Source organism: Arenibacter sp. ARW7G5Y1, assembly GCF_003201775.1.
Taxonomy (GTDB): domain Bacteria; phylum Bacteroidota; class Bacteroidia; order Flavobacteriales; family Flavobacteriaceae; genus Arenibacter.
This window is the reverse complement of the sequence record NZ_QJJZ01000005.1, coordinates 161,516-182,124: the sequence shown is the minus strand read 5'-3', so window position 1 is coordinate 182,124 and position 20,609 is coordinate 161,516. Positions and strand designations below refer to the sequence as shown.

19 protein-coding genes are annotated in these 20,609 nt (G+C 39.5%); 12 read left to right on the top strand and 7 right to left on the bottom strand.

The window, feature by feature from the left end; all coding sequences use genetic code 11:
- Both C7972_RS09540 and C7972_RS09535 read right to left on the bottom strand, forming a co-directional pair.
- Positions 1-297 carry a putative quinol monooxygenase gene (locus C7972_RS09540; RefSeq protein WP_110355940.1) on the bottom strand — a complete coding sequence of 99 codons (297 nt, stop codon included), beginning with the start codon at positions 295-297 and terminating at the stop codon, positions 1-3.
- Between the two features lie 13 nt (positions 298-310).
- Complete coding sequence (locus C7972_RS09535) at positions 311-1,141, bottom strand: S-adenosyl-l-methionine hydroxide adenosyltransferase family protein (RefSeq protein ID WP_110355939.1); 831 nt, start codon at positions 1,139-1,141, stop codon at positions 311-313.
- A gap of 130 nt (positions 1,142-1,271) precedes the next feature.
- Between C7972_RS09535 and C7972_RS09530 the strand changes: the two genes are divergently transcribed.
- Both C7972_RS09530 and C7972_RS09525 read left to right on the top strand, forming a co-directional pair.
- Complete coding sequence (locus tag C7972_RS09530) at positions 1,272-2,225, top strand: PhoH family protein (RefSeq protein ID WP_110355938.1); 954 nt, start codon at positions 1,272-1,274, stop codon at positions 2,223-2,225.
- 10 nt (positions 2,226-2,235) lie between these two features.
- Positions 2,236-3,192: a phosphoribosylaminoimidazolesuccinocarboxamide synthase gene (locus C7972_RS09525; RefSeq protein ID WP_110355937.1), complete on the top strand. Its 957-nt coding sequence runs from the start codon at positions 2,236-2,238 to the stop codon at positions 3,190-3,192.
- On the opposite strand, the gene C7972_RS09520 is transcribed toward C7972_RS09525, so the two are convergent.
- Complete coding sequence (locus C7972_RS09520; RefSeq protein WP_110355936.1) at positions 3,193-3,858, bottom strand: PolC-type DNA polymerase III; 666 nt, start codon at positions 3,856-3,858, stop codon at positions 3,193-3,195.
- Positions 3,855-5,777, bottom strand: a complete 1,923-nt coding sequence (locus tag C7972_RS09515) for a DUF294 nucleotidyltransferase-like domain-containing protein (RefSeq protein WP_110355935.1) — start codon at positions 5,775-5,777, stop codon at positions 3,855-3,857. Before C7972_RS09515 ends, C7972_RS09520 begins: the two co-directional genes overlap by 4 nt.
- A gap of 772 nt (positions 5,778-6,549) precedes the next feature.
- On the opposite strand from C7972_RS09515, the gene C7972_RS09510 reads away from it, so the two are divergent.
- Both C7972_RS09510 and C7972_RS09505 read left to right on the top strand, forming a co-directional pair.
- The gene (locus C7972_RS09510; RefSeq protein WP_110355934.1) at positions 6,550-8,367 is read left to right on the top strand and encodes an SLC13 family permease; all 1,818 of its coding nucleotides are present in this window, start codon (positions 6,550-6,552) and stop codon (positions 8,365-8,367) included.
- Positions 8,368-8,533: 166 nt separating this feature from the next.
- Positions 8,534-10,111: a VCBS repeat-containing protein gene (locus tag C7972_RS09505; protein ID WP_110355933.1), complete on the top strand. Its 1,578-nt coding sequence runs from the start codon at positions 8,534-8,536 to the stop codon at positions 10,109-10,111.
- 100 nt (positions 10,112-10,211) lie between these two features.
- Here the strand turns inward: C7972_RS09505 and C7972_RS09500 are convergent, their stop codons facing one another.
- Positions 10,212-10,808 carry a DUF1801 domain-containing protein gene (locus tag C7972_RS09500; protein ID WP_110355932.1) on the bottom strand — a complete coding sequence of 199 codons (597 nt, stop codon included), beginning with the start codon at positions 10,806-10,808 and terminating at the stop codon, positions 10,212-10,214.
- A 46-nt stretch (positions 10,809-10,854) separates the two neighbouring features.
- Positions 10,855-12,081 (bottom strand): peptidase T, encoded by a 1,227-nt coding sequence (gene pepT, locus C7972_RS09495; protein WP_110355931.1) that lies wholly within the window; start codon positions 12,079-12,081, stop codon positions 10,855-10,857.
- 440 nt (positions 12,082-12,521) lie between these two features.
- Here pepT and C7972_RS09490 point away from each other — a divergent pair, with 440 nt between their 5' ends.
- Together C7972_RS09490 and C7972_RS09485 are read left to right on the top strand one after the other, a co-directional pair.
- Positions 12,522-12,938: a hypothetical protein gene (locus C7972_RS09490; protein WP_146216291.1), complete on the top strand. Its 417-nt coding sequence runs from the start codon at positions 12,522-12,524 to the stop codon at positions 12,936-12,938.
- Between the two features lie 81 nt (positions 12,939-13,019).
- Positions 13,020-14,063 (top strand): quinone-dependent dihydroorotate dehydrogenase, encoded by a 1,044-nt coding sequence (locus C7972_RS09485; RefSeq protein WP_110355929.1) that lies wholly within the window; start codon positions 13,020-13,022, stop codon positions 14,061-14,063.
- 123 nt (positions 14,064-14,186) lie between these two features.
- On the opposite strand, the gene C7972_RS09480 is transcribed toward C7972_RS09485, so the two are convergent.
- The gene (locus C7972_RS09480; RefSeq protein WP_181422847.1) at positions 14,187-14,609 is read right to left on the bottom strand and encodes a Dabb family protein; all 423 of its coding nucleotides are present in this window, start codon (positions 14,607-14,609) and stop codon (positions 14,187-14,189) included.
- Positions 14,610-14,900: 291 nt separating this feature from the next.
- On the opposite strand from C7972_RS09480, the gene C7972_RS09475 reads away from it, so the two are divergent.
- From C7972_RS09475 to C7972_RS09450, 6 genes are all read left to right on the top strand, one after another.
- Positions 14,901-15,527: a LysE family translocator gene (locus C7972_RS09475; RefSeq protein ID WP_110355928.1), complete on the top strand. Its 627-nt coding sequence runs from the start codon at positions 14,901-14,903 to the stop codon at positions 15,525-15,527.
- Positions 15,528-15,557: 30 nt separating this feature from the next.
- Positions 15,558-16,421, top strand: a complete 864-nt coding sequence (locus C7972_RS09470; protein WP_110355927.1) for a hydroxymethylglutaryl-CoA lyase — start codon at positions 15,558-15,560, stop codon at positions 16,419-16,421.
- A gap of 132 nt (positions 16,422-16,553) precedes the next feature.
- Positions 16,554-18,134 carry a cupin domain-containing protein gene (locus tag C7972_RS09465; RefSeq protein ID WP_110355926.1) on the top strand — a complete coding sequence of 527 codons (1,581 nt, stop codon included), beginning with the start codon at positions 16,554-16,556 and terminating at the stop codon, positions 18,132-18,134.
- 167 nt (positions 18,135-18,301) lie between these two features.
- Complete coding sequence (locus tag C7972_RS09460) at positions 18,302-19,480, top strand: porin (RefSeq protein ID WP_110355925.1); 1,179 nt, start codon at positions 18,302-18,304, stop codon at positions 19,478-19,480.
- A gap of 56 nt (positions 19,481-19,536) precedes the next feature.
- Complete coding sequence (locus tag C7972_RS09455) at positions 19,537-20,100, top strand: FMN-binding protein (protein WP_258364808.1); 564 nt, start codon at positions 19,537-19,539, stop codon at positions 20,098-20,100.
- A complete protein-coding gene (locus tag C7972_RS09450) occupies positions 20,100-20,600 on the top strand; it encodes a hypothetical protein (RefSeq protein ID WP_110355924.1) in 501 nt (166 codons plus the stop codon). The genes C7972_RS09455 and C7972_RS09450 overlap by 1 nt, the downstream gene beginning before the upstream one ends.
- Positions 20,601-20,609 lie beyond the last annotated feature (9 nt).

The window sequence follows — 20,609 nt, the reverse complement described above, 5'->3', positions numbered from 1 at the left end:
CTAGTTAATGGTTTCCTTCTTTGTTAGACTCCAGGCTTCTGGTTTGGCCTCGAATAATAGTTTGGTCTTTTGCCAGACACTCTTAAAAAATTCCGAATTTTTATAGTTTTCCAAATCTGTAGCACTATTCCAGTGACTGTAGGTGAAGAATATGTTCTTATCCTCCTCACTTTGTAACAGTTCTAAAAAAGTACAGCCGTCCGCTTGTCGGATTTTCTGCTTATTATTTTTAAAGATGGTCTCAAAACTAGTAATATTTTCTTTTTTGAAGGTTAATTTTACAATTCTTACCAACATTTGTTCCCCGTATTTAAGTAAAACTAATTATTACAGTGTCCCTATAGTCGAGCCCCAAAAGGGTAGAGGCCCCTCCCACGGTATTTAGGTCGCTTTTATAGATAGCGATTTCCACATAGCCTGAAGAATTAAATAGCGCCAGTAATTCGCCAGGGGATTTACGTTGACTTTTATCCAGGTCGTAATTTATGATGTCGCTATATTTTTTATGGATATTTTTTATTTTTTTATTTCGGGCATGTAGTTCAAAAGGTCTGCCCTTGCCAATTGTTTTAAAAATGTTCTCTTGAATGTTGGTTACTACATTACCGTAGTTGTCTATATAAATGACACTTCCGGATATGGTCTTGCCGTCATCGGAAATTCTTGGGTTGAACTCCCTAAGGTCCTTGAGGTCTTTAAACGGCCTGCCTATTACTTCCAATTTACCACCTCTTGCAATATGGCTTGCCGCCTTAACAAAAACATCCATTTCAGGAAACGAACTGTCAATGGTATTCGGCAATTGAATTTCTACCACTTTTTCTGGAACTATTTCAGAAATAATAAGTCCTATGACCCCATTGTTGGCCATTATGAAATAGTGGTTGTCCACCAAAACGGCAATATGTTGGTTTTCTGGTGTCAATTCCGAGTCCACCCCTACTATATGGATACTGCCATCAGGAAAGTTTTTATAGGAATTTTTTAGTATGTAGGCGCATTCCTGAATATTGAAAGGTGCTATGGAATGTGAAATATCAACAATCCTTGCATCAGACAATTCCTTGTAAATTGTCCCTTTAATGGCACCTACAAAATGGTCTTTATGTCCAAAATCAGTAGTTAAAGTAATTATCGCCATAGAGGACTGTTGATATGTTTTTGGTTTGGTAAGTTGTTTTTTTACTTAAGTTTGTTAAACAAAATTACACAAAAAATTAGCGAACCAAAATATATATTTCATATCTAATCCTTTATAATACCTCTCTTCTTTGAACGAACTTATAATTGAACTTACTGACATTAGCCCAAGGGAATTTTTTGGACAGAATAATGAGAACATTGATTTATTGAAAAAGCATTTCCCCAAGCTTAAAATTGTGGCCCGGGGAAGTAAAATCAAAGTATATGGTGATGAAGACCTTTTGGACGAATTCGACAGAAGGTTCGACCTGCTAACCGCCCACTATGCCAAGTATAATAAGTTGGATGAAAACAGTATTGAGCGACTCCTTGCCGGCAATGGACAGGAAGTATACGAGTCTTCCGAAATCAGTGGTGAAGTTTTGGTCCATGGCGTAAGCGGTAGACTTATCAAGGCACAAACGGTAAATCAGCGCAGGCTGGTCGATGCCGCTAGGAACAATGATATGGTATTTGCCGTAGGCCCCGCGGGTACAGGAAAAACATATACGGGAGTGGCCTTGGCCGTAAAAGCGCTGAAGGAGAAACAGGTTAAGCGCATCATATTGACGAGGCCAGCTGTGGAGGCCGGAGAGAATTTGGGATTTTTACCAGGAGACCTTAAAGAAAAGCTGGATCCTTATATGCAACCTCTATACGATGCCCTACGGGATATGATAGCACCGGAAAAATTGGCCCATTATATTGAGAATGGTACCATACAGATAGCCCCTATGGCCTTTATGCGGGGTAGGACTTTGGACAATGCATTTGTGATTTTGGACGAGGCCCAGAATACCACCCATGCCCAAATGAAAATGTTTCTTACCAGAATGGGTAAAAACGCCAAATTTTTAATCAATGGGGATCCTGGCCAGATTGATTTGCCAAGACGTCTGATTTCAGGATTGAAAGAGGCCTTACTGGTACTGCAAAATATAGAAGGGATTGAGGTTATTTACTTGGACGATAAGGATGTGATTAGGCATAAATTGGTTAAAAAGGTTATAGAGGCCTATAAAGGAATTGAGCATAACAATTGATAGTAGCAACATGGGTAATACAATAATTGATACGAATTTTCATTTTCCAGGGCAAAAGAGCCTTTATAAGGGAAAGGTTAGGGAAGTATATCAGCTTGAAAACAATATATTGGTAATGGTGGCTACTGATAGACTTTCTGCCTTTGATGTGGTTATGCCAAAAGGAATTCCGTATAAAGGACAAATACTGAACCAGATTGCCACTAAGATGATGGCCGATACGGCCGATATTGTTCCCAATTGGTTAATGGCAACGCCGGACCCCAATGTTGCAGTGGGGTTTGCCTGCGAGCCATTTAAGGTGGAAATGGTGATTAGGGGATATTTATCCGGACATGCAGCAAGGGAATACAAGCTGGGGAAAAGAATGCTATGCGGTGTTGCCATGCCGCAAGGGATGACGGAAAACGATAAGTTTCCCTCTCCCATTATAACTCCTGCTACCAAGGCCGAAATGGGAGACCATGATGAGGATATTTCGAGGGAAGCTATTTTGGAAAGGGGAATAGTAAGCGAGGAAGATTACCTAGTTCTTGAAAAATATACCAAAGCACTATTCCAAAGAGGGACGGAGATTGCTGCTAAAAGGGGATTGATCTTAGTGGATACCAAATACGAATTTGGGAAAACCAAGGACGGTAAGATTGTACTAATTGATGAGATCCACACCCCTGATTCTTCCCGTTATTTTTATGCCGATGGTTACGGGGAACGTCAAAATAGGGGAGAGGCCCAGAAGCAACTGTCCAAGGAATTTGTTCGCCAATGGTTGATCAGCAATAACTTTCAAGGCTTAAAGGGACAGGTCGTACCGGAGATGACCGATGATTATATACAAACGGTCTCTGAACGATACATTGAGCTCTATGAAAATATTACCGGTGAAAAATTTATCAAGGCCGACATTTCGGATATACAGTCCAGAATTGAGAAAAATGTTTTGGGGTATCTGTCCTCCCTTAAATAATTAACCCATTTTTAGGAGGTCCTTTAATCGTAGTAGCCCCTTGCCCTTCAATCGACTCTTAATTTTCAGGAAGGCAATGGCAGTAATGTAGGCATCTCCCAATGCGGTATGCCTATCTTTTTTGGAAATATCGAACTTTTCGGCCAGTTCATCCAGAGAATAGTGCTCTTTCTTTTTGAACACATTTGAGTTTAAAAGTGTTTTTTTGTAAAGATGTGAGGTGTCCAGTACTTTGTTCTTTAACCTTGGAAGTCCGTTTCTTTCCAAGGCCCTGTTGATCATTGTAATGTCAAAAATGGCATGGTGTGCTACAATTACCGCATTCTTTAAGAATCCCAATAATTCTTCCAGGGCTGCACTTTCACTTATGCAGGAGGCCCCACCATTTTTTAGGATACCGTGAATTTTTGCGGTTTCCGCATTGTAATGTTCCTGTTTTAAAAAAAGTTCCAAGCTTTGGTTCAGGGCAATATTTTTGTCCACCAAACTTAGGGCGCCGATACAAAGTATCCTATCGTTTAAATAGTCGAAACCTGTAGTCTCGGTATCCAATACCACAAACCTTACCAGGCTGAGGTCCTCTATCGGTTTTTTATTAAAACATTTCTCGTATTCCAGCCAATAGTCGGGATAGTTGTTTACTTTTTTCTTAAAGAAATTTATCATCGCAACAAGTTTGAAACTTTGAACCTAACACTTACCAACTCCTGTATTTCCTTTATCGTCTTAAATGTTCTTTTTAATTTAATTCTTTCCTCTTTGGTTAATTTATCTATCGCAATATACCTGCCGGAATCGTTATGGAGCAGCCCTTGTTTGGTTCTGAACTTCAAAAGGGCCCTAGTGGCATAGGAACAGGCCATAAAGATTTCCTCGTTATTGGGTTCCAGCTCCGCCAATTTTTCAAATCGCTCTGCGGTACTGTTGATGGATTTCACCGAATGCGATAATATCAATACCCTGGCAGCATCGGTCAGAGGCATCAACGCCCTTCTTTTAAGATCAAAAGAATCTTTGTGTTCCCCATCTTCCTCAACCAATAGTTGTCTGAAAAAGCCCGTTGGGGAAGGGTTTTGTAAGGCGCCGCTTGCCAAGTGTAAATAGAAGATGGGATACTTTTTGGTGGTTTCAAAAATGTGTTCCGATAATTCGTTCACCAAATTTACCTCACCATAGGCAATATTGTAATCGAAAAATATGGAGGAAAGCAGTACTTCATCCGTCCCTGGATTTATGATCCAATGGGAAATCGTTTTTTTCCATTCCTCCAGGCTTAAACACCAATTGGGGTTGGAAGCCATCATTTCTGCGGGGCAATAATCGTATCCAATATCAAACAATCCTTTGTTAATGAGTTTGGCCAATTTCAAAAAATAGGCGGTTGTTTCTATGAGCTTGCCCTCTGGAACATTTTCAAATACCATGGCGTTGTCTTGATCGGTCTGAAGAAGTTGTTCACTACGCCCTTGGCTACCAAGTGCCAGCCATGCAAATTTTACAGGAGGCTTTGTTGGCATTTCCTCCAATGAAAGTTTAATAATTTGTTTAACGCAGGCATCGTTAAGTTCGGATATTATTTTGGTGGTCAATTTAATGGGAATATTTTGATCCAAATAATCCTGTAGAAGTTGGGTAATACTTTTCCTAATTTGTTTTATCGATTTTATTTTTTTGGCCCTCTTTATAGCTTTGATCAATACTGCCGGATTGTTGCCCAAGGCCACCATAACATCATGCTTGGATAGTATTCCAATGGCTTTGGAGTTGGGAGTGCCGTCTTTGGTTATACATAGATGGCTGATATTGCTTTTCATCATGGCCATCTGTGCCTGGGTTATGGTCAAATGTTTGTTATAAGTGATTACAGGGGAAACCATTATTTCCTGGGCCTTGGTGGTAATGGGATATTTACCGGTTACAATATTGTTTCGCAGGTCTTTGTCCGTTATGATTCCGATGGGGACCTTATCCTTGACCACTAGCATGGCTCCCACTTTTTTTTCGGTCATTCTCTTGGCAATTGTTTTCGCCGAGGTAGTTGCGGAACAGGTTACCAATTTTTTCGAATACTGCACAGATTGTAAATCCAATACATGGGTGTCGGGCGCAATAGGGTTTACATCGTTCACTTCATCATACAGCTTACCGCGATGACTTTTTGAATAAGGATTTCTGGTATTGGAGGCGAAACTTTCTATTAAGAAATTACCAACCGCTATATTTTGTTGGGCGTAGGGCTTAAATATGTCGATGGGAATGGCGTATAGAATGCTTTCTTCATGTGCTTTTGCACTCATTTTGTAATTCTCTTGGGCCATTAAGGGTCTAAGTCCAAAGATATCGCCTTCATCGCACATATCCATGATGGTTTTGTCCGTTCCTTTTTTAAGGGCCACGGCACCCTTGTTCACTACATAGAAATAGGGGTGCGGTTCGTCATTTTCGGCAAAAATAACACTGTCCTTTTCCTTGTAGACAATCGTAATTTCTACGGCAAGTGTTTCAAGATCCTTTTGATCCAAAACATTGAATGGTGGGAAATTTTTCAAAAAATCGGCTACTCTGTGTGAAATGGTATTCTTCATCAAATATTATTTGTTGATCCTTGGCGTATAGTAAAACCATTGTTCCCTTCCCATTTCAAGATTTTGAAATTCAATAGGAGACCAATAGCTATTTTGTTTTGGTGCTTACCAAATATTAATAAGGGTAAAGTTAAATTTTATAAAGCATCATTTAAAGAAAAGTTGATGTGATTTATATTGTTTTGCCCAGAAACCATAAATGTCAATAAGGTTCATATAATATCCAATTGGGCTAATAAATTAAAATGGGGTAATATAATTTTATGGTAACCGTAATTGTTAGCGCTATGGAAACACCCTATTTGGATTGTATAGAGGCTTGTCGTAAATGTATAGCCGATTGTCAATATTGCTTACTTCAAATGTCTGGAAATGAAAGTAAAAATGATTGCCCCCTTTGTTGCATATTGTGTATTGAATCCTGTACCTCTACATTACAATTTTTAATGGCAGGCAATACCTATGCCAAGGATTATTGTAACCTCTGTGCAAGAGTATGTCAGTGGTGTGCGGAACAATGTGCTCAGCATGACCATAAACATTGCGAGGATTGTGCCAATTCCTGCGTGAAATGCATGGAGGAATGTCAAAAAGTGAATATGATGTTTCCAAATTGAGTTTGGCCCCGATATAAATCACCTTGAGGTAGGTGATTTGCAACTGCAAATAGTTCTTAATCAAAGCATGTATTGGTTGTTATATACTATCTGTGGTAAGGAGGGGTGTTTTTTGTTTTTGGATTTTAAGGGGTTTTTAGTTTAATAATGATGGGATGACATTGGAAATGGGATTGGTGTTTTTGGTTTTATTTATAACCATAATCTTATTTGCACTGGAAGTTTTTCCAGTAGATAAAATTGCGTTTTTTATAATTGTTTCTTTAACCTTATTGGGGCTTGTGAAACCGGAAGAGGCCATAAGCGGATTTTCCAATAGTGCTACTATTGCGGTTTTGGCCTTGATGATCCTGGCCATAGCCATGGAGGAAAATGGGGTCATAACCTGGCTCACTTCCGGTTTGGGTAAAATTAAAGGTTACCCATTGTTTGTAATAGCGCCTATTTTTATGATTGTAACTGCAGGTATATCGGCATTTATAAGTACTACGGCAGTTGTCATTGTTTTTATTAAAATTATCAACCAACTCTCCGATCGCTTCAATATTTCCAAATCCAAATTATTGTTGCCCATTTCTTTTGCAGGAATCTTGGGGGGCTCTTGTACTTTAATGGGTACCTCCACCAACCTTATCGTAAATTCTGTTGCACAGAATCTGGGAGCACCGGCACTGCGATTTTTCGAATTTACGACCTTGGGACTGTTTTTTTTGGCGGTGGCCATTGTGTACCTAAGCTTAATGTTGAGGTGGTTGCCTTGGGGCGGGAAAAGGGAATTGGGAAACGATTATGGTGTTTCGGACTATATTACCAATGTCAGGATAAAATCCGGCTCCAAGTTGATAAACAAAAGGTTGGAGGAAACATTTTTGTATAACAATCCGGAAATATCAATACTGAAATTGATAAGGGACAATAGGATTCACAATTCACCTGGAAAATATATTACCCTAAAGGAAAATGATCAATTACTATTAATGTGCAATATTTTAAGTCTAACCAAATTGAAGGACTCCCAAAATTTACAACTTAACGAGCAAAATTATTGGATGGGAACGGATCAACACTCTACTGCGGAAGACCAGGTTCCCAAATTGGAGGAACGGGTGTTTGTAGAGCTTTTAATGCTTCCCGGAGCGGCACTCTTAGGCAAGACATTGGGAAATTTAAGGGGCTATATGCAACAGGACATTGTACCTGTGGCTATTAAAAAGCGTAGGACTTTGATCAATATAAAAGAGCGATTGGTTAGGAGCAGTTCCGATAAATTGATGCTCAAAGCCGGTGACCGTTTACTGGTGGATGTAAGTAGGCAAAATATAAAATCTTTGGAGGCCATTGAAAACATTGTGCTTTTGCAGCAGTTTGATTCCCAGAAGACCCATTCCCGATTCGGAAGGATTTTATCCCTGGTTGTTCTTGGTTTAGTGGTCGTTTTGGCTGCTACAGGGGTACTAACTATTATGGTCAGTGCACTGGCAGGTGTTTCGGTATTATTGCTGACGAATAATTTAAATTTGGAAAGTGTTTACAAAAAGGTAAATTGGCAAATTTTCTTTTTGTTGGCCGGGATGATACCTTTGGGTATCGCCATGCACAATACGGGAGCGGATATGTGGATTTCGGAAAAATTATTGGGTCTGCTAGTAGGCCAATCCAAAATTATAATTATTGGGAGTCTTTTTTTTGTCACCATGGTCATGAGCGGTGTGGTTAGCAATAATGCCACTGCTATTATAATGACACCGATAGCATTGGCATTGGCAAGCGGATTGAATTTGGATGTTAAGCCATTTATCCTAGCTGTAATGTTTGCTGCCAATTTTAGTTTTTTCACTCCAGTAGGTTATCAAACCAATACCTTGATTTACGGAATTGGTAATTACAGATTCAAACATTTCTTCGTTATAGGGGGGATTTTAAGCCTTATATTATGGATGCTGGCAACCTTTCTATTAGTAGGAATGGCATAGTATTTTTTTCTGTAGATTAATTCTCCTTTTCATAAATATACACTTTCTAAAACCAATGTAGTGCGCGATATTGACTTCATACTTGAAAATTCGGCAGTATCTTCGTAGATTAGGAAATATTGGGAGGACATTTTTTATCGAATTCCTGTTTATTATATAAAATCGCATGAAGAATATTTTTTCGCTCGCCCTCCTTATAGGCTTGCTATTTTCCTGTTCCGGAAACAAAAAGGAATTACAGGAGACGGAATTCAAGGAAATTCCCGCCACTAATCTCTCGGGAAACCAATTGGCCAAAATTCATTGCTCCAGTTGCCATCTTTTGGTGAAACCGGAATTGTTGCCAAAGTCCGTTTGGCACAACGATGTACTTCCTGCAATGGGCCATCGATTGGGAATTTATAAAGGGCATGTAAGACCAGACAGCCTCTTTGACAAGGGCAGAAGCGGGGAAGTGGTCAAAAAAGCGAATATATTTCCGGAAAGACCACTTATTGCCGAAGCGGATTGGAATAAAATAGTGGATTATTACCTTGACCGTGCACCTGACTCCCTTATACCCCCCCAAAAGACGAAAAAAATTAAAATGGGGCTTGAGCATTTTAAATACAGGGAGCCTGCTTTTTCCCATATTCCCGCCCTAACGACCATGGTGAAAATCCTTCCGGAAAATAGGGGAGTGGTATTCGCAGATAGTAAACGAAATATAAATAGCCTAACATTTCTGACCAAAGATCTTGAAAAGGATTTTGTTCTTGGACTTAAAACGGCGCCTGTGCATTATTACGAAAGTTATGATACTATTTATTTGACAACTGCAGGGAAAAACATTTTTCCCAATGACGTGTCGGATGGGGCTTTACAAAAAATATTTACCAAGGGAACAACAGATTCATACACTTCCAATGAGGTGATTCCCAATTTGCAAAGGCCGGTAAATATGGCATATGGGGATTTAAATAACGATGGATTGGAAGACGTGGTTGCCTGTGAATACGGCAATGAAACCGGAAAACTGGTTTGGTACGAAAATATGGGAGGCGATACATATACGATGAGGGAGTTAGACTATAGGTCGGGTGCCATTACTGCAGTGATAAAGGATGCCAATGGGGATGGTCTCCAAGATATTTTTGTGCTTATGGCCCAAGGGGATGAAGGGGTTGTATTTTATCAAAATCAGGGAGATGGCACGTTTTTGGCCAAAAGATTGTTGTCTTTTCTTCCTCTCAACGGTTCCCAGTATATGGAGTTGGTAGATTTTAATGGCGATGGTTTGGATGATATCTTATATGTCTGTGGGGATAATGCTGATAAAACCCCCATCTTAAAAGACTATCACGGTGTTTATATATTTCTTAACGATGGGGAATTAAATTTTAAGCAATCTTACTTCTACCATTTAAACGGGGCCTATAAAGCAATGCCCAGAGATTATGATTTGGACGGGGACTTGGATATTGCTGCCATTTCATTTTTTCCTGACTATGCCAGCACTCCAGAAGAGAGTTTCGTATATCTGGAAAATAAGGGTAATATGAAATTTGAGGCCTACTCCTTTCCGGAATCGTTCAAAGGACGATGGATCGTAATGGATGCGGAGGATATGGATGCGGATGGGGATATTGACTTGGCCCTTGGGTCTTTTGTGTATTTTTTACCATTAGGGGATACGACTGGCCTGGGCCAAAAATGGCTGTCCAACGGACCGTCAATAATAGTATTGGAAAATACCACGAAATAAATCAAATACATCAGGACAGGATTGGAATATCCAATTCCATTTATTTTTTTGATACTGACTACTGACTACTGACTACTGACTACTGACTACTGACCACTTTCTACCCCTTCCTGTATTTGTCGTACAGCCCCAGCCCTTGTAATAGGAGTGCGACACTTTTTTCCAAGCGCGCGATTTTTGTTTTTTCTTGTTTGGCCTCCGTAATGTATTCGCAGTATTCCCTTTGCTTATAGGGTGTTATGCTTTCAAAATTTGTTTTTAAGGCATTGTTGCTTTCCATAGCTTTTTTTAACAAGGAGGGTATGGCAATCGGTATATTTTTTTTGGGAACTAGTACCAATCCTTTTTTTTGGTTGGCAATAGCTTCATGATAATAGGTTAAAACGGCCGCTTTGTCTATATCGGTTATAGAGGTGAACCTCCAATGTCTCATGGCCTTTGTTTTACCCTCTTGGGCATTTTCCAGTACTTTTTTTGGGTCTTTTAAGTAGGCGCCATTATAGAACCATATTCCAAAATGATGTTTAAAGGCCAAAATACCAAGAACATTCTTTTTATCTATGGTGTATACCGGAACACCCCATTTGTAAGTTTCCAAAAGTTCGGTTTTAAGGGTCAATTTCCGCAAAAGCCCTATGGCTTCCTTAAAGGGTTGTTCTTTTGCATAATAGGCTTCTATCTTTTCCTGATTGTTCATGATGCCTTACAGAGATATTAAAAGCAAGGTTTTAGAGCAGTATAGCTTACTCCCTTGCGGCTGTAATTTCGCAAATTTTTACGATAACATCCACCGCTTTCTGCATGCTTTCCACTGGGACATACTCATATTTACCGTGGAAATTATGTCCGCCTGCAAATATATTGGGGCATGGAAGTCCCATGTAGCTAAGTTGTGAACCGTCGGTGCCACCTCGTATGGGTTTGATTATGGGCTTAATATGTAAGCTTTCCATAGCCTCTTTGGCGATATCGACGATATGCATTACAGGTTCAATTTTTTCGCGCATATTAAAATATTGGTCCTTGATATCCAACGTTACGAATTCCCCGTATTCCGCATTTAATTTTTCCGTGATATGATGTAATAGTTCTTTACGCTGTTTAAATTTTTTAAGGTCGTGATCCCTTATGATCAGTTCAATTTCGGCAAGCTCAATTTCCCCTTTAATGTGGTGCACGTGAAAGAAACCTTCCCTTCCCGTAGTTTTTTGAGGAACTTCATGTCCTGGTAATTGGGAAATAAAATCGTTTGCGATCAAAATGGCATTGACCATTTTACCTTTGGCATACCCAGGATGTACACTTTTTCCCTTAATCGTTATTTTGGCACCTGCCGCATTAAAGTTTTCATACTCCAATTCCCCAATTTGGCTGCCATCCATTGTATAGGCCCAATCGGCTCCAAAGGTTGCAACATCAAAATGGTGTGCGCCGCGGCCAATTTCTTCGTCCGGGGTAAAACCTACTCTAATGGTACCATGTTTAATTTCCGGATGTTGTATTAAATATTCCATGGCCGTAATGATCTCTGTAATTCCGGCCTTATCATCGGCACCTAACAATGTGGTGCCATCTGTGGTGATAAGGGTATTGCCCTTGTACAGCAACAGGTCATCGAAATAACTAGGAGAGAGAATAATATTTTCCGCCTTGTTCAGAACAATATCGCCTCCATTATAATCCTTGATTATTTGTGGTTTTACGTCAGTGGCCGTGAAATCTGGAGAAGTATCAAAATGGGAAATAAACCCAATTGTAGGTACCTCCTTTTCCATATTACCGGGTAATGTGGCCATAATGTAAGCCTTGTCATCAATAACAACATCCTCCATTCCTATTTGCTTGAGTTCCTCCACTAATTTATGGGCAAGTGTCCATTGCTTTTCGGTACTAGGAGTGGTATTGGAGTTAGGGTCGCTTTGGGTGTCTATGGTTATATAACTAATGAACCGGTCTATAATGTGTTGCATAAAACTAAATTTTAATCAAAAATACAGCTTATTATTTTTTATTTAGTCCTGCTGTGACAACTGTCTTGGATTATATGGTGGGCCCTATTGCTCGGTGCCATCTGATTTGGTATGCCAGTGTAATGTTCCACTTATGTATTTTATTGGTGAAACTCAATTTTGAGAAGTCGGTAAGACGCACTAAAAATTGCAAGTTGAACTAATCCCGCCTTATTTCGGCGGGATCTAGGTTCAATACCTCTACCCTTGGGTCGGTTCCTATTATTGGGTTCAGGGCCTGCCTTTGTCGGCAGACAGGCCTGCCTATGTCGGCAGACAGGATTGCCCTGAGGTTTAATACCTTTTATTCTTCAATTTGTTTATATTTAAAGATGCCTTTTGGCGCGGCAAGTCATTATATTTATACCTTATATTTGTATTTTAAACCAGCACAAAAATCTATGTTCAAAAAAGTTTTTTCAACCTTGGTTCTTATTGTCGGATTTTGTATGTCTACACAGGCGCAACAGGAATGTAGTTTGGCCATTGGAGCTACGGAATCGGATACCATAATACAGATATTTCAACTTAAAGATGATCAGATAACCAACTTGGAGGAGTTTAAGGCGGCACTGGAAATTGAAACCCGATTATTGGACGAAGAACGGAAAAACCTTTTTGAAACCCACCCGCAAAGTACGCCTGAGGATTTAACGGCCTTGGGAGCGAAGTATAAGGTTCTGGAGGAAAGAATGAAGCAAATTTTTAAAAAATACGATCTTAAACTGTTAGCACTTTTCAATGAAAAACAATACCAAAGATACGTTGCGCTTTGTCAGGAAGTATCCCGGAAGCCACTAGAGGTGGTAATGGAATAACTTATGCTAAATGTTAATAAAAAGCCTGTGTTTAAGATGGTTTAGCTCGGGTAGTTTGTATTTTTGCGGAAAATAAATTAAATGTATAAGCAGCTTATCCGCCCAATCCTTTTTCTAATTGATCCAGAAAGGGTTCACCATTTTATTTTTAAGACCATTCGCTTTTTTTCCAGTTTAGGATTTGCCGGGATATTTAGGGCCATATATTTGGTCAATGACCCTCGTTTGGAACGTGAATTGTTTGGGTTGAAATTTAAAAATCCAGTAGGTTTGGCAGCAGGTTTCGACAAGGATGCCAAGTTGTACAATGAACTTTCCGACTTTGGATTTGGCTTTATTGAAATAGGTACTTTGACTCCCAAGCCTCAGGAGGGAAATCCCAAAAAACGCTTGTTTCGCTTAAAGAAGGACCAGGCCATCATAAATAGAATGGGGTTTAATAACAAGGGTGTTTTCGATGCTGTTGAAAATCTTAAAAAGAGGCATCGTGTATTGATCGGTGGCAATATAGGAAAGAACAAGGTGACGCCCAATGAACTTGCAGCAAAGGATTATTTAATATGTTTTGATGCCCTGTTCGACCATGTGGATTATTTTGTTGTAAATGTTAGCTCACCAAATACTCCCGGCCTTAGGGAACTTCAGGATAGGGAACCTTTGACGGCTTTGTTAAAGGAATTGAAAAAGGAAAATACCAAATTGGCAAAAGCAAAGGACAGTAAGCCGAAACCAATACTTTTAAAAATAGCGCCCGATCTAACAAATGACCAATTACTGGATATTATAGGCATTGTCCAGGATACGGACATAGATGGTGTCATTGCTACCAATACAACTATTGCCCGCAATAATTTGAAATCCGATATTTTGTTAAAAGAAGAAACCGGAGGTTTAAGTGGGCGACCACTTGGCAACAGAAGTACAGAAGTTATACGGTTTTTGTCCCAAAAAAGCAATAAAGCATTTCCTATTATTGGGGTCGGAGGAATTCATTCAGCGGAAGATGCTCTTGAGAAATTGGACGCTGGTGCTGATTTGGTCCAATTATATACAGGTTTTATCTATGAAGGCCCGGCGCTTATAAAGAGAATCAATAAGGCCATTATTAAAAGGTCCATCAACTGAAAGGGATAGTTCTTGTTCCTTATATTTTTTTAAAATAAAAACAGGCTTATCCCGTAATGGGCAAGCCTGTTTTTATTTCCTATTTTTCTTTGGAAGCCTCAATAAATGACGACTATTTTTTTATTACTTGGTCCAATAATCCACCACGGTAACATCTTCCAAATGTGGAGTCAATATAGCGCCAAAAGCCTTATGGTCTGGGTGGGGTAGATATATGGCACGATCTTCTTCGCTGTTGAAAGTCAGGAAAAAACAATGGGTAAACCCTTTGTCCAAACCTTCAGGGCTATTGTTAAGGCCCCATTCATAACCTACTATCTGCGGTATTTTAGCAGGTAGGTCACTAAAAGCGGCCTCTACTTTTGCAATGTCCTCTTTGGAGGTGTTGGCCTTAAATTTAAAAAGTACTACATGGCGTAATACGCTGTCCTGTTTTTTGGAATTTTCCATACTTGTATCCTCTTTCAAATTATAGGTATTAGGGCTGTTAAAACTCATTAATAATATTGCAGCCAATAAGCTTGCGGTATAAAAAACTGGTTTCATAATTTAATTTTTGTGGAAGATATAAAAAAGATACATAAGGTAGTTCGTTGGTGGGATATTTATCCACCGTTTAGGTTACGGAAGTAGGTCCAAAGCCATTGGCTTAAAGAAATACAATAATGGAACAGATGCTGTTTCTATGGTACGGTTTCTGGTTGATTCCGCTGGTCCTTGAGTCGGTGTCTTTAAGAAGACCAAGTCTTTTCCTGCGATTTATGCCATATATTTATATGAAAAACTACTAATTATTGATAATTTCAGACCTTTGTCCATTCATAAAATAACAGCAAATTGAATTACGATATTTTATTAACGTTCGTATTGGCTACGGCAGCGTTGGCTATATCCCCGGGGCCGGACAATATTTTTGTGCTGATCCAGAGTATGACCAATGGCAAGAAATATGGAATAGCCACGGTCGCGGGACTAATGACGGGCTGTTTGGTACATGCCACCTTACTGGCCTTTGGGGTTTCCGCTATAATTAAGCAAAATCCAAATTTATTTTTTGTCATAAAGTTGTTCGGAGCTATTTACCTGGTCTTTTTGGCGTATAAGGTATTTAGGAGTAGTGATCATCTGGAAATATCCGACAGGGGCGTGAAAAGGAAATCATTGGGGGCCCTTTATAAACAAGGATTTATAATGAACGTTCTTAATCCCAAGGTTACAATATTTTTTCTGGCTTTTTTTCCTGGGTTTTTGTTCAGTAATTATTTAAATATTGTTGTGCAATTCTACGTGCTCGCCGGGATATTCATATTGGTGTCATTTACTATTTTTAGTGTAATAGCCATCCTTTCGGGAACTATTTCGAATTATTTATCTGAGCACAGGCAATTGGGGAAAATCTTGAAATGGCTTCAGATTGTCGTTTTTTTGGGTATTGCTGTTTATCTGTTGATATCTGATAAATAATATTAATTTTGATAAAGCTTAAGCAGGGGAATGTCCAATACCATTAAAATAATAGAATGTCCAAGAGATGCCATGCAGGGTATCAAAACTTTTATTCCAACAGAAAAAAAGGTAACGTACATTCAATCCCTTTTGAATTGTGGTTTTGATACTATCGATTTTGGGAGTTTTGTTTCGCCGAGGGCGATTCCACAAATGGTGGATACGGCCGAAGTACTATCCCGATTGGACCTGTCCATGACCAGCAGTAAACTATTGGCTATAGTTGCCAATGTGAGGGGAGCAATGGATGCCGCTGAACATAGTTCCATTGACTATTTGGGTTATCCTTTTTCCATATCGGAGAATTTTCAAATGCGAAATACACACAAGACCATTGCTCAATCGGTAGCTACCTTGGAAGAGATATTAAGGATAGCAGATGACTCAGGCAAGGAAGTGGTTACCTATATTTCCATGGGGTTCGGTAACCCTTATGGGGATCCGTGGAGTGTTGGGGTAGTAGGAGAATGGACTACCAAATTGGCAGGAATGGGAGTGAAGATTTTATCACTTTCGGATACGGTGGGATCTTCGACCCCAGAAGTAATCGACTATTTATTTTCCAACCTGATTCCAAAATTCCCTGAAGTTGAATTTGGAGCGCATCTGCATACTACACCGGCAAAATGGCATGAAAAAGTCGATGCTGCATATCAGGCAGGCTGTCGCAGATTTGATGGAGCTGTACAAGGTTTTGGGGGATGCCCTATGGCAAAGGATGAGCTAACAGGAAATATGCCCACAGAAAAAATGTTATCCTATTTTACAGCTGTCAAGGCCGACACCAATGTTAATTGGATGGCTTTTGAAGCGGCATATAATAAGGCATCGGACTTATTCTCCCAGTATTGAAAAGACAATCGTAAAAATATGATCCTGGTCGTATTAGGGCAGGTAGCAACCTATTGGTCAAAAGTATAATATGTATATGATGCCGATATATTGATTATATTGTTGCAGAACCAACATACTAACTACTCCAAAATGAAAAATCAATATCTTCTAGTACACTCCTTATTGTTTTATATACTATGTCCATTTGTATTATTGTTTTCACCCTTGGTCCATTCCCAAGAAAATTATGAAATAGGGCCTAATTCCAAATCCTATGAAGGAATACCAAAGGGTAAGGTGAGTAAATATAATTGGAAAAGCAAAATTTATCCCAATACCTCCAGGGACTTTTATCTTTATATACCTAGTCAGTACAATAATGACGTGCCAACAGCTTTAATGATATTTCAGGATGGCCATGCCTATGTGGACACCTTGGGCCAATTTAAAGTCCCCGTAGTTTTTGATAATCTTATTGCACAGGGGAAGATGCCTGTGACCATTGGGCTGTTTGTAAATCCTGGACATGCCTTGGATGCTCCTGAAGTGGAAAGCCCTTGGAGATCTTCAAATAGAAGCCTGGAATATGATACGGTTTCGGATACTTATGGAAAATTTCTGATAGAGGAGATGATACCCGAAATTGAAAAAAAATATAATATTTCCAAGAATCCTGAGTCCAGGGCCATTGCAGGAATGTCATCAGGGGGTATATGTGCCTTTTCGGCTGCCTGGTTTTATCCTGAGGCGTTTCATAAGGTAATGAGCCATATTGGAAGTTTCACGGATATAAGGGGTGGACACAATTATCCTTCCATGATCAGAACCCAGAAGGCCAAAAACATCAAAGTTTTTTTACAGGACGGTTCCCAAGATCTGAACAATCAATACGGGGATTGGTGGTTAGCAAACCTACAGATGGAATCGGCCTTGACGTATAAAGGATACAATTTTAAGTTTGAAAGGGGTACGGGAGGTCATAACGGGCAACATGGAGGCGCAATTTTACCGGAATCCCTGGCCTGGCTATGGAGTGATGTAGTTCCCAAAAGGATAAGGGAGGGAGTTTACCAATCTACGGACAGTGCTACCGATTATTCAATGGTAAAAGGGGAGACCGTACATTTTTCCGAAATGGAATTTAAAATGGTACAACTCTTAGATAAATTGGATATCCAAAAAGTGTATCATCGGGATAAGGAGCAGATATTGATTGTTAAGGAAGGGCAAATCCAAGTAAAAGTCAAGGGCAAAAATAAAATGGTGGGCAAAAACAGTGTGATAGTTATAATGCCCGGTGATAAAGGTGCTGTAAAAAGTATAACTCCAAAAAGTACCTACTATACGATGATTTATAAATCAAAATCCGAACTGGATTTGAAAAGGGGTAAAAAGGATGGTGGATCACAGATAGTTGATTTTGCTGCTTTGGAATTTAAAGCACATGACAAGGGAGGGGTTAGGAATTACTTTCATCGTTCCACGGCCATGTGTCCTTATTATGAAATGCATGTTACAACATTAAATCCAGATATAAAGAGCCATGAGCCCCATACCCACTATGCGGCAGAGGTCGTGCTGGTAATTAGTGGGCAAACCGAAATGGAAATTGGAAACGAGGTTTATAGGGCCAATAAGGGCGACTTTTATTTTTTGCCTTCAAATGTACCCCATGCCATTAAGAATATAGGTTCCGAACCATGCGAATACTTTGCATTCCAATGGAATTAATCTCACTTTAATCCCGATAAAAAAACATACAACAATGGGTTTCGCCAATTGTTAAATTTTCTCATTTATTTAGATTTAGTATAAATTAACTTTGCCAGATTGGTCGGGGCACTTATATTTGCACCCGAAAATTATATTTATCCAATCCAAATAAGAACAAACGTATAATGAAAAGAATTTCGTTACTATTCGGTTTACTATTCGCAACTGCTGTATTTGCTCAAACCGCTAATGATTCAATCACCTTAGATCCCCAGAAACAATTGAATGCGGCCCAACGTTTACTTTCTGGTAATTATGGGTCGGCGGTTACTGTAGGGGCTTATGGGGAAATGCTTTACAATCAGCCTGAAGGTGACAATGGAGAGTTGGATGTTCAAAGGTTGGTACTGCTTTTGGGATATAGATTCAATGATAAGGCCCAATTTGTTACTGAGATAGAATTTGAGCACGTTGAGGAGGTATACATAGAACAGGCCTTTGTTAACTATAATCTTGGAAATAGTGTTAATTTAAGAGGTGGACTTATGTTGGTGCCAATGGGAATCGTTAACGAATACCATGAACCCACAACTTTTAACGGTACAGAACGTCCGGCCATGGACAATGTTATAGTCCCCACCACCTGGAGGGAGCTTGGTGTTGGTGTTTTTGGTAGGTTAAACGATCTTTCTTTGGGGTATCAAGCCTATATATTCAATGGCTTTAAATCTACCGAAGCGGATGGCGAAGGAGGCATCAGTGGAGCATTGAAAGGCTCCAGTGGATTAAGGGGCGGAAGACAAAAGGGAATCAAATCTACAGTAGATAGTCCAACCCTTTCAACCAAATTGGATTATTATGGAATCCCCGGCCTGCGTTTGGGGCTTTCAGGATATTTTGGAAAAACCCAGGCAACCGATGATGTTGAGGAACTTACAGGAGCAAATATTGGAATATCAATGGTTGGCTTGGATGCACGATATGCATTGGGGAATTTTACCGCTAGGGGGCAATTTATATATGCCTCCCTTTCCGATACAGAGGATTATAATGCCTTGACGGGTGGAAATTTAGGTAGCGCCTTGCAAGGTTGGTATGTGGAAGGTGCCTATAACCTATTGCCAGCTAGCAAGGAACAAAAATTGTTCGCTTTTGCCAGATATGAAAAATTTGATACCCATGCCGATACAGCTGGTGGACTAATAAGGAACGACGCTTATAACAGAACGGATGTAACAACAGGTCTTACCTATCATTTGGCCCCTGGGGTTGTGTTGAAAGGGGATTATCAATTTAGATCCGACGCAGTGGACAATAGTGATCTGCAGAATGTATTGAATTTTGGTATAGGGGTTTGGTTCTAATTCAGAAAAAAGAGGTTTTCGATGCATTTCGCTAAATATCCTCAACATTATTAAAAATGATTCTAAATTGGTATATTTGGGGCATGAATTCTCGAAAACGGATAACAGTTGTTTTTACAATATTTTCAATGGTATTTTTTGGGTTTGGAATCCCGAAAAATGTCCAGAAGAAAATGGATAAGGAAGTGGAGAGGGTATTTGATACTACCAACTATACCTTCATACCCGTTACGGTTTCAAAGACAGTTAACGAACAACTTCCAACCAAAATTACCCAGGATAATTTCTTTCAAATAAAACAGGGCAAAACCTTGTTGGGTTATGCCTTTGTTGATCAGGCCCCCAGTAAAACGGCGCAGTTCGATTATCTGGTCATCTTTAATCCCAATTTGGAAATCATCCACTCAAAAGTCTTGATTTATCGAGAGGAATATGGTGGGGAAATTGGAAGTAAAAGATGGCTGGGACAGTTTACCGGAAAAACGGGAAAGGATAGGGTTAGTCATGAAACCAATATAGACGGTATTGCCGGCGCAACAATTTCGGTGCGATCCATGACTACATCACTGGATAATCTTTTGCAAACCGTTGGAATCCTGCAAGAAAAAAAGATGTTTTAATGGGGTATGATGGTCTATTACTGACATTGCCCAAGGGAATAAAATGGTTTGTTGCCACTTTTGTTCTGGTTTTGAGCATCGGTTTTTATACCGGCCTGTTATTTGTTTCCGAAACAAGTACGACCTCACCCCATGGAATTGTGGAAAATTATTTGGGAAATGAGAACGATGAACAGGCCGAGGTAATGAAGTTTAAAAAAGGGAAACGGGAAATGCTAACCATAATCCATACCCATATTCTTTCCATGTCGCTCATTTTTTTTCTACTTGGCGGTCTCGTTTGGCTTACCAAAATACCCTATAAACTTAAAATGTTCTTGACCATTGAACCATTGTTATCCGTGATTTTAACTTTTGGAGGCATTTATTTATTGTGGTCGGGGCTATTGTGGATGAAATATGTGGTTATTCTTTCCGGAATTGTAATGACCATCAGCTATAGTATTGCTGCCTTCTTGGTGGTCTATCAATTGTGTAAGAAAAGGGTAATTGTCAATTAACACAATATC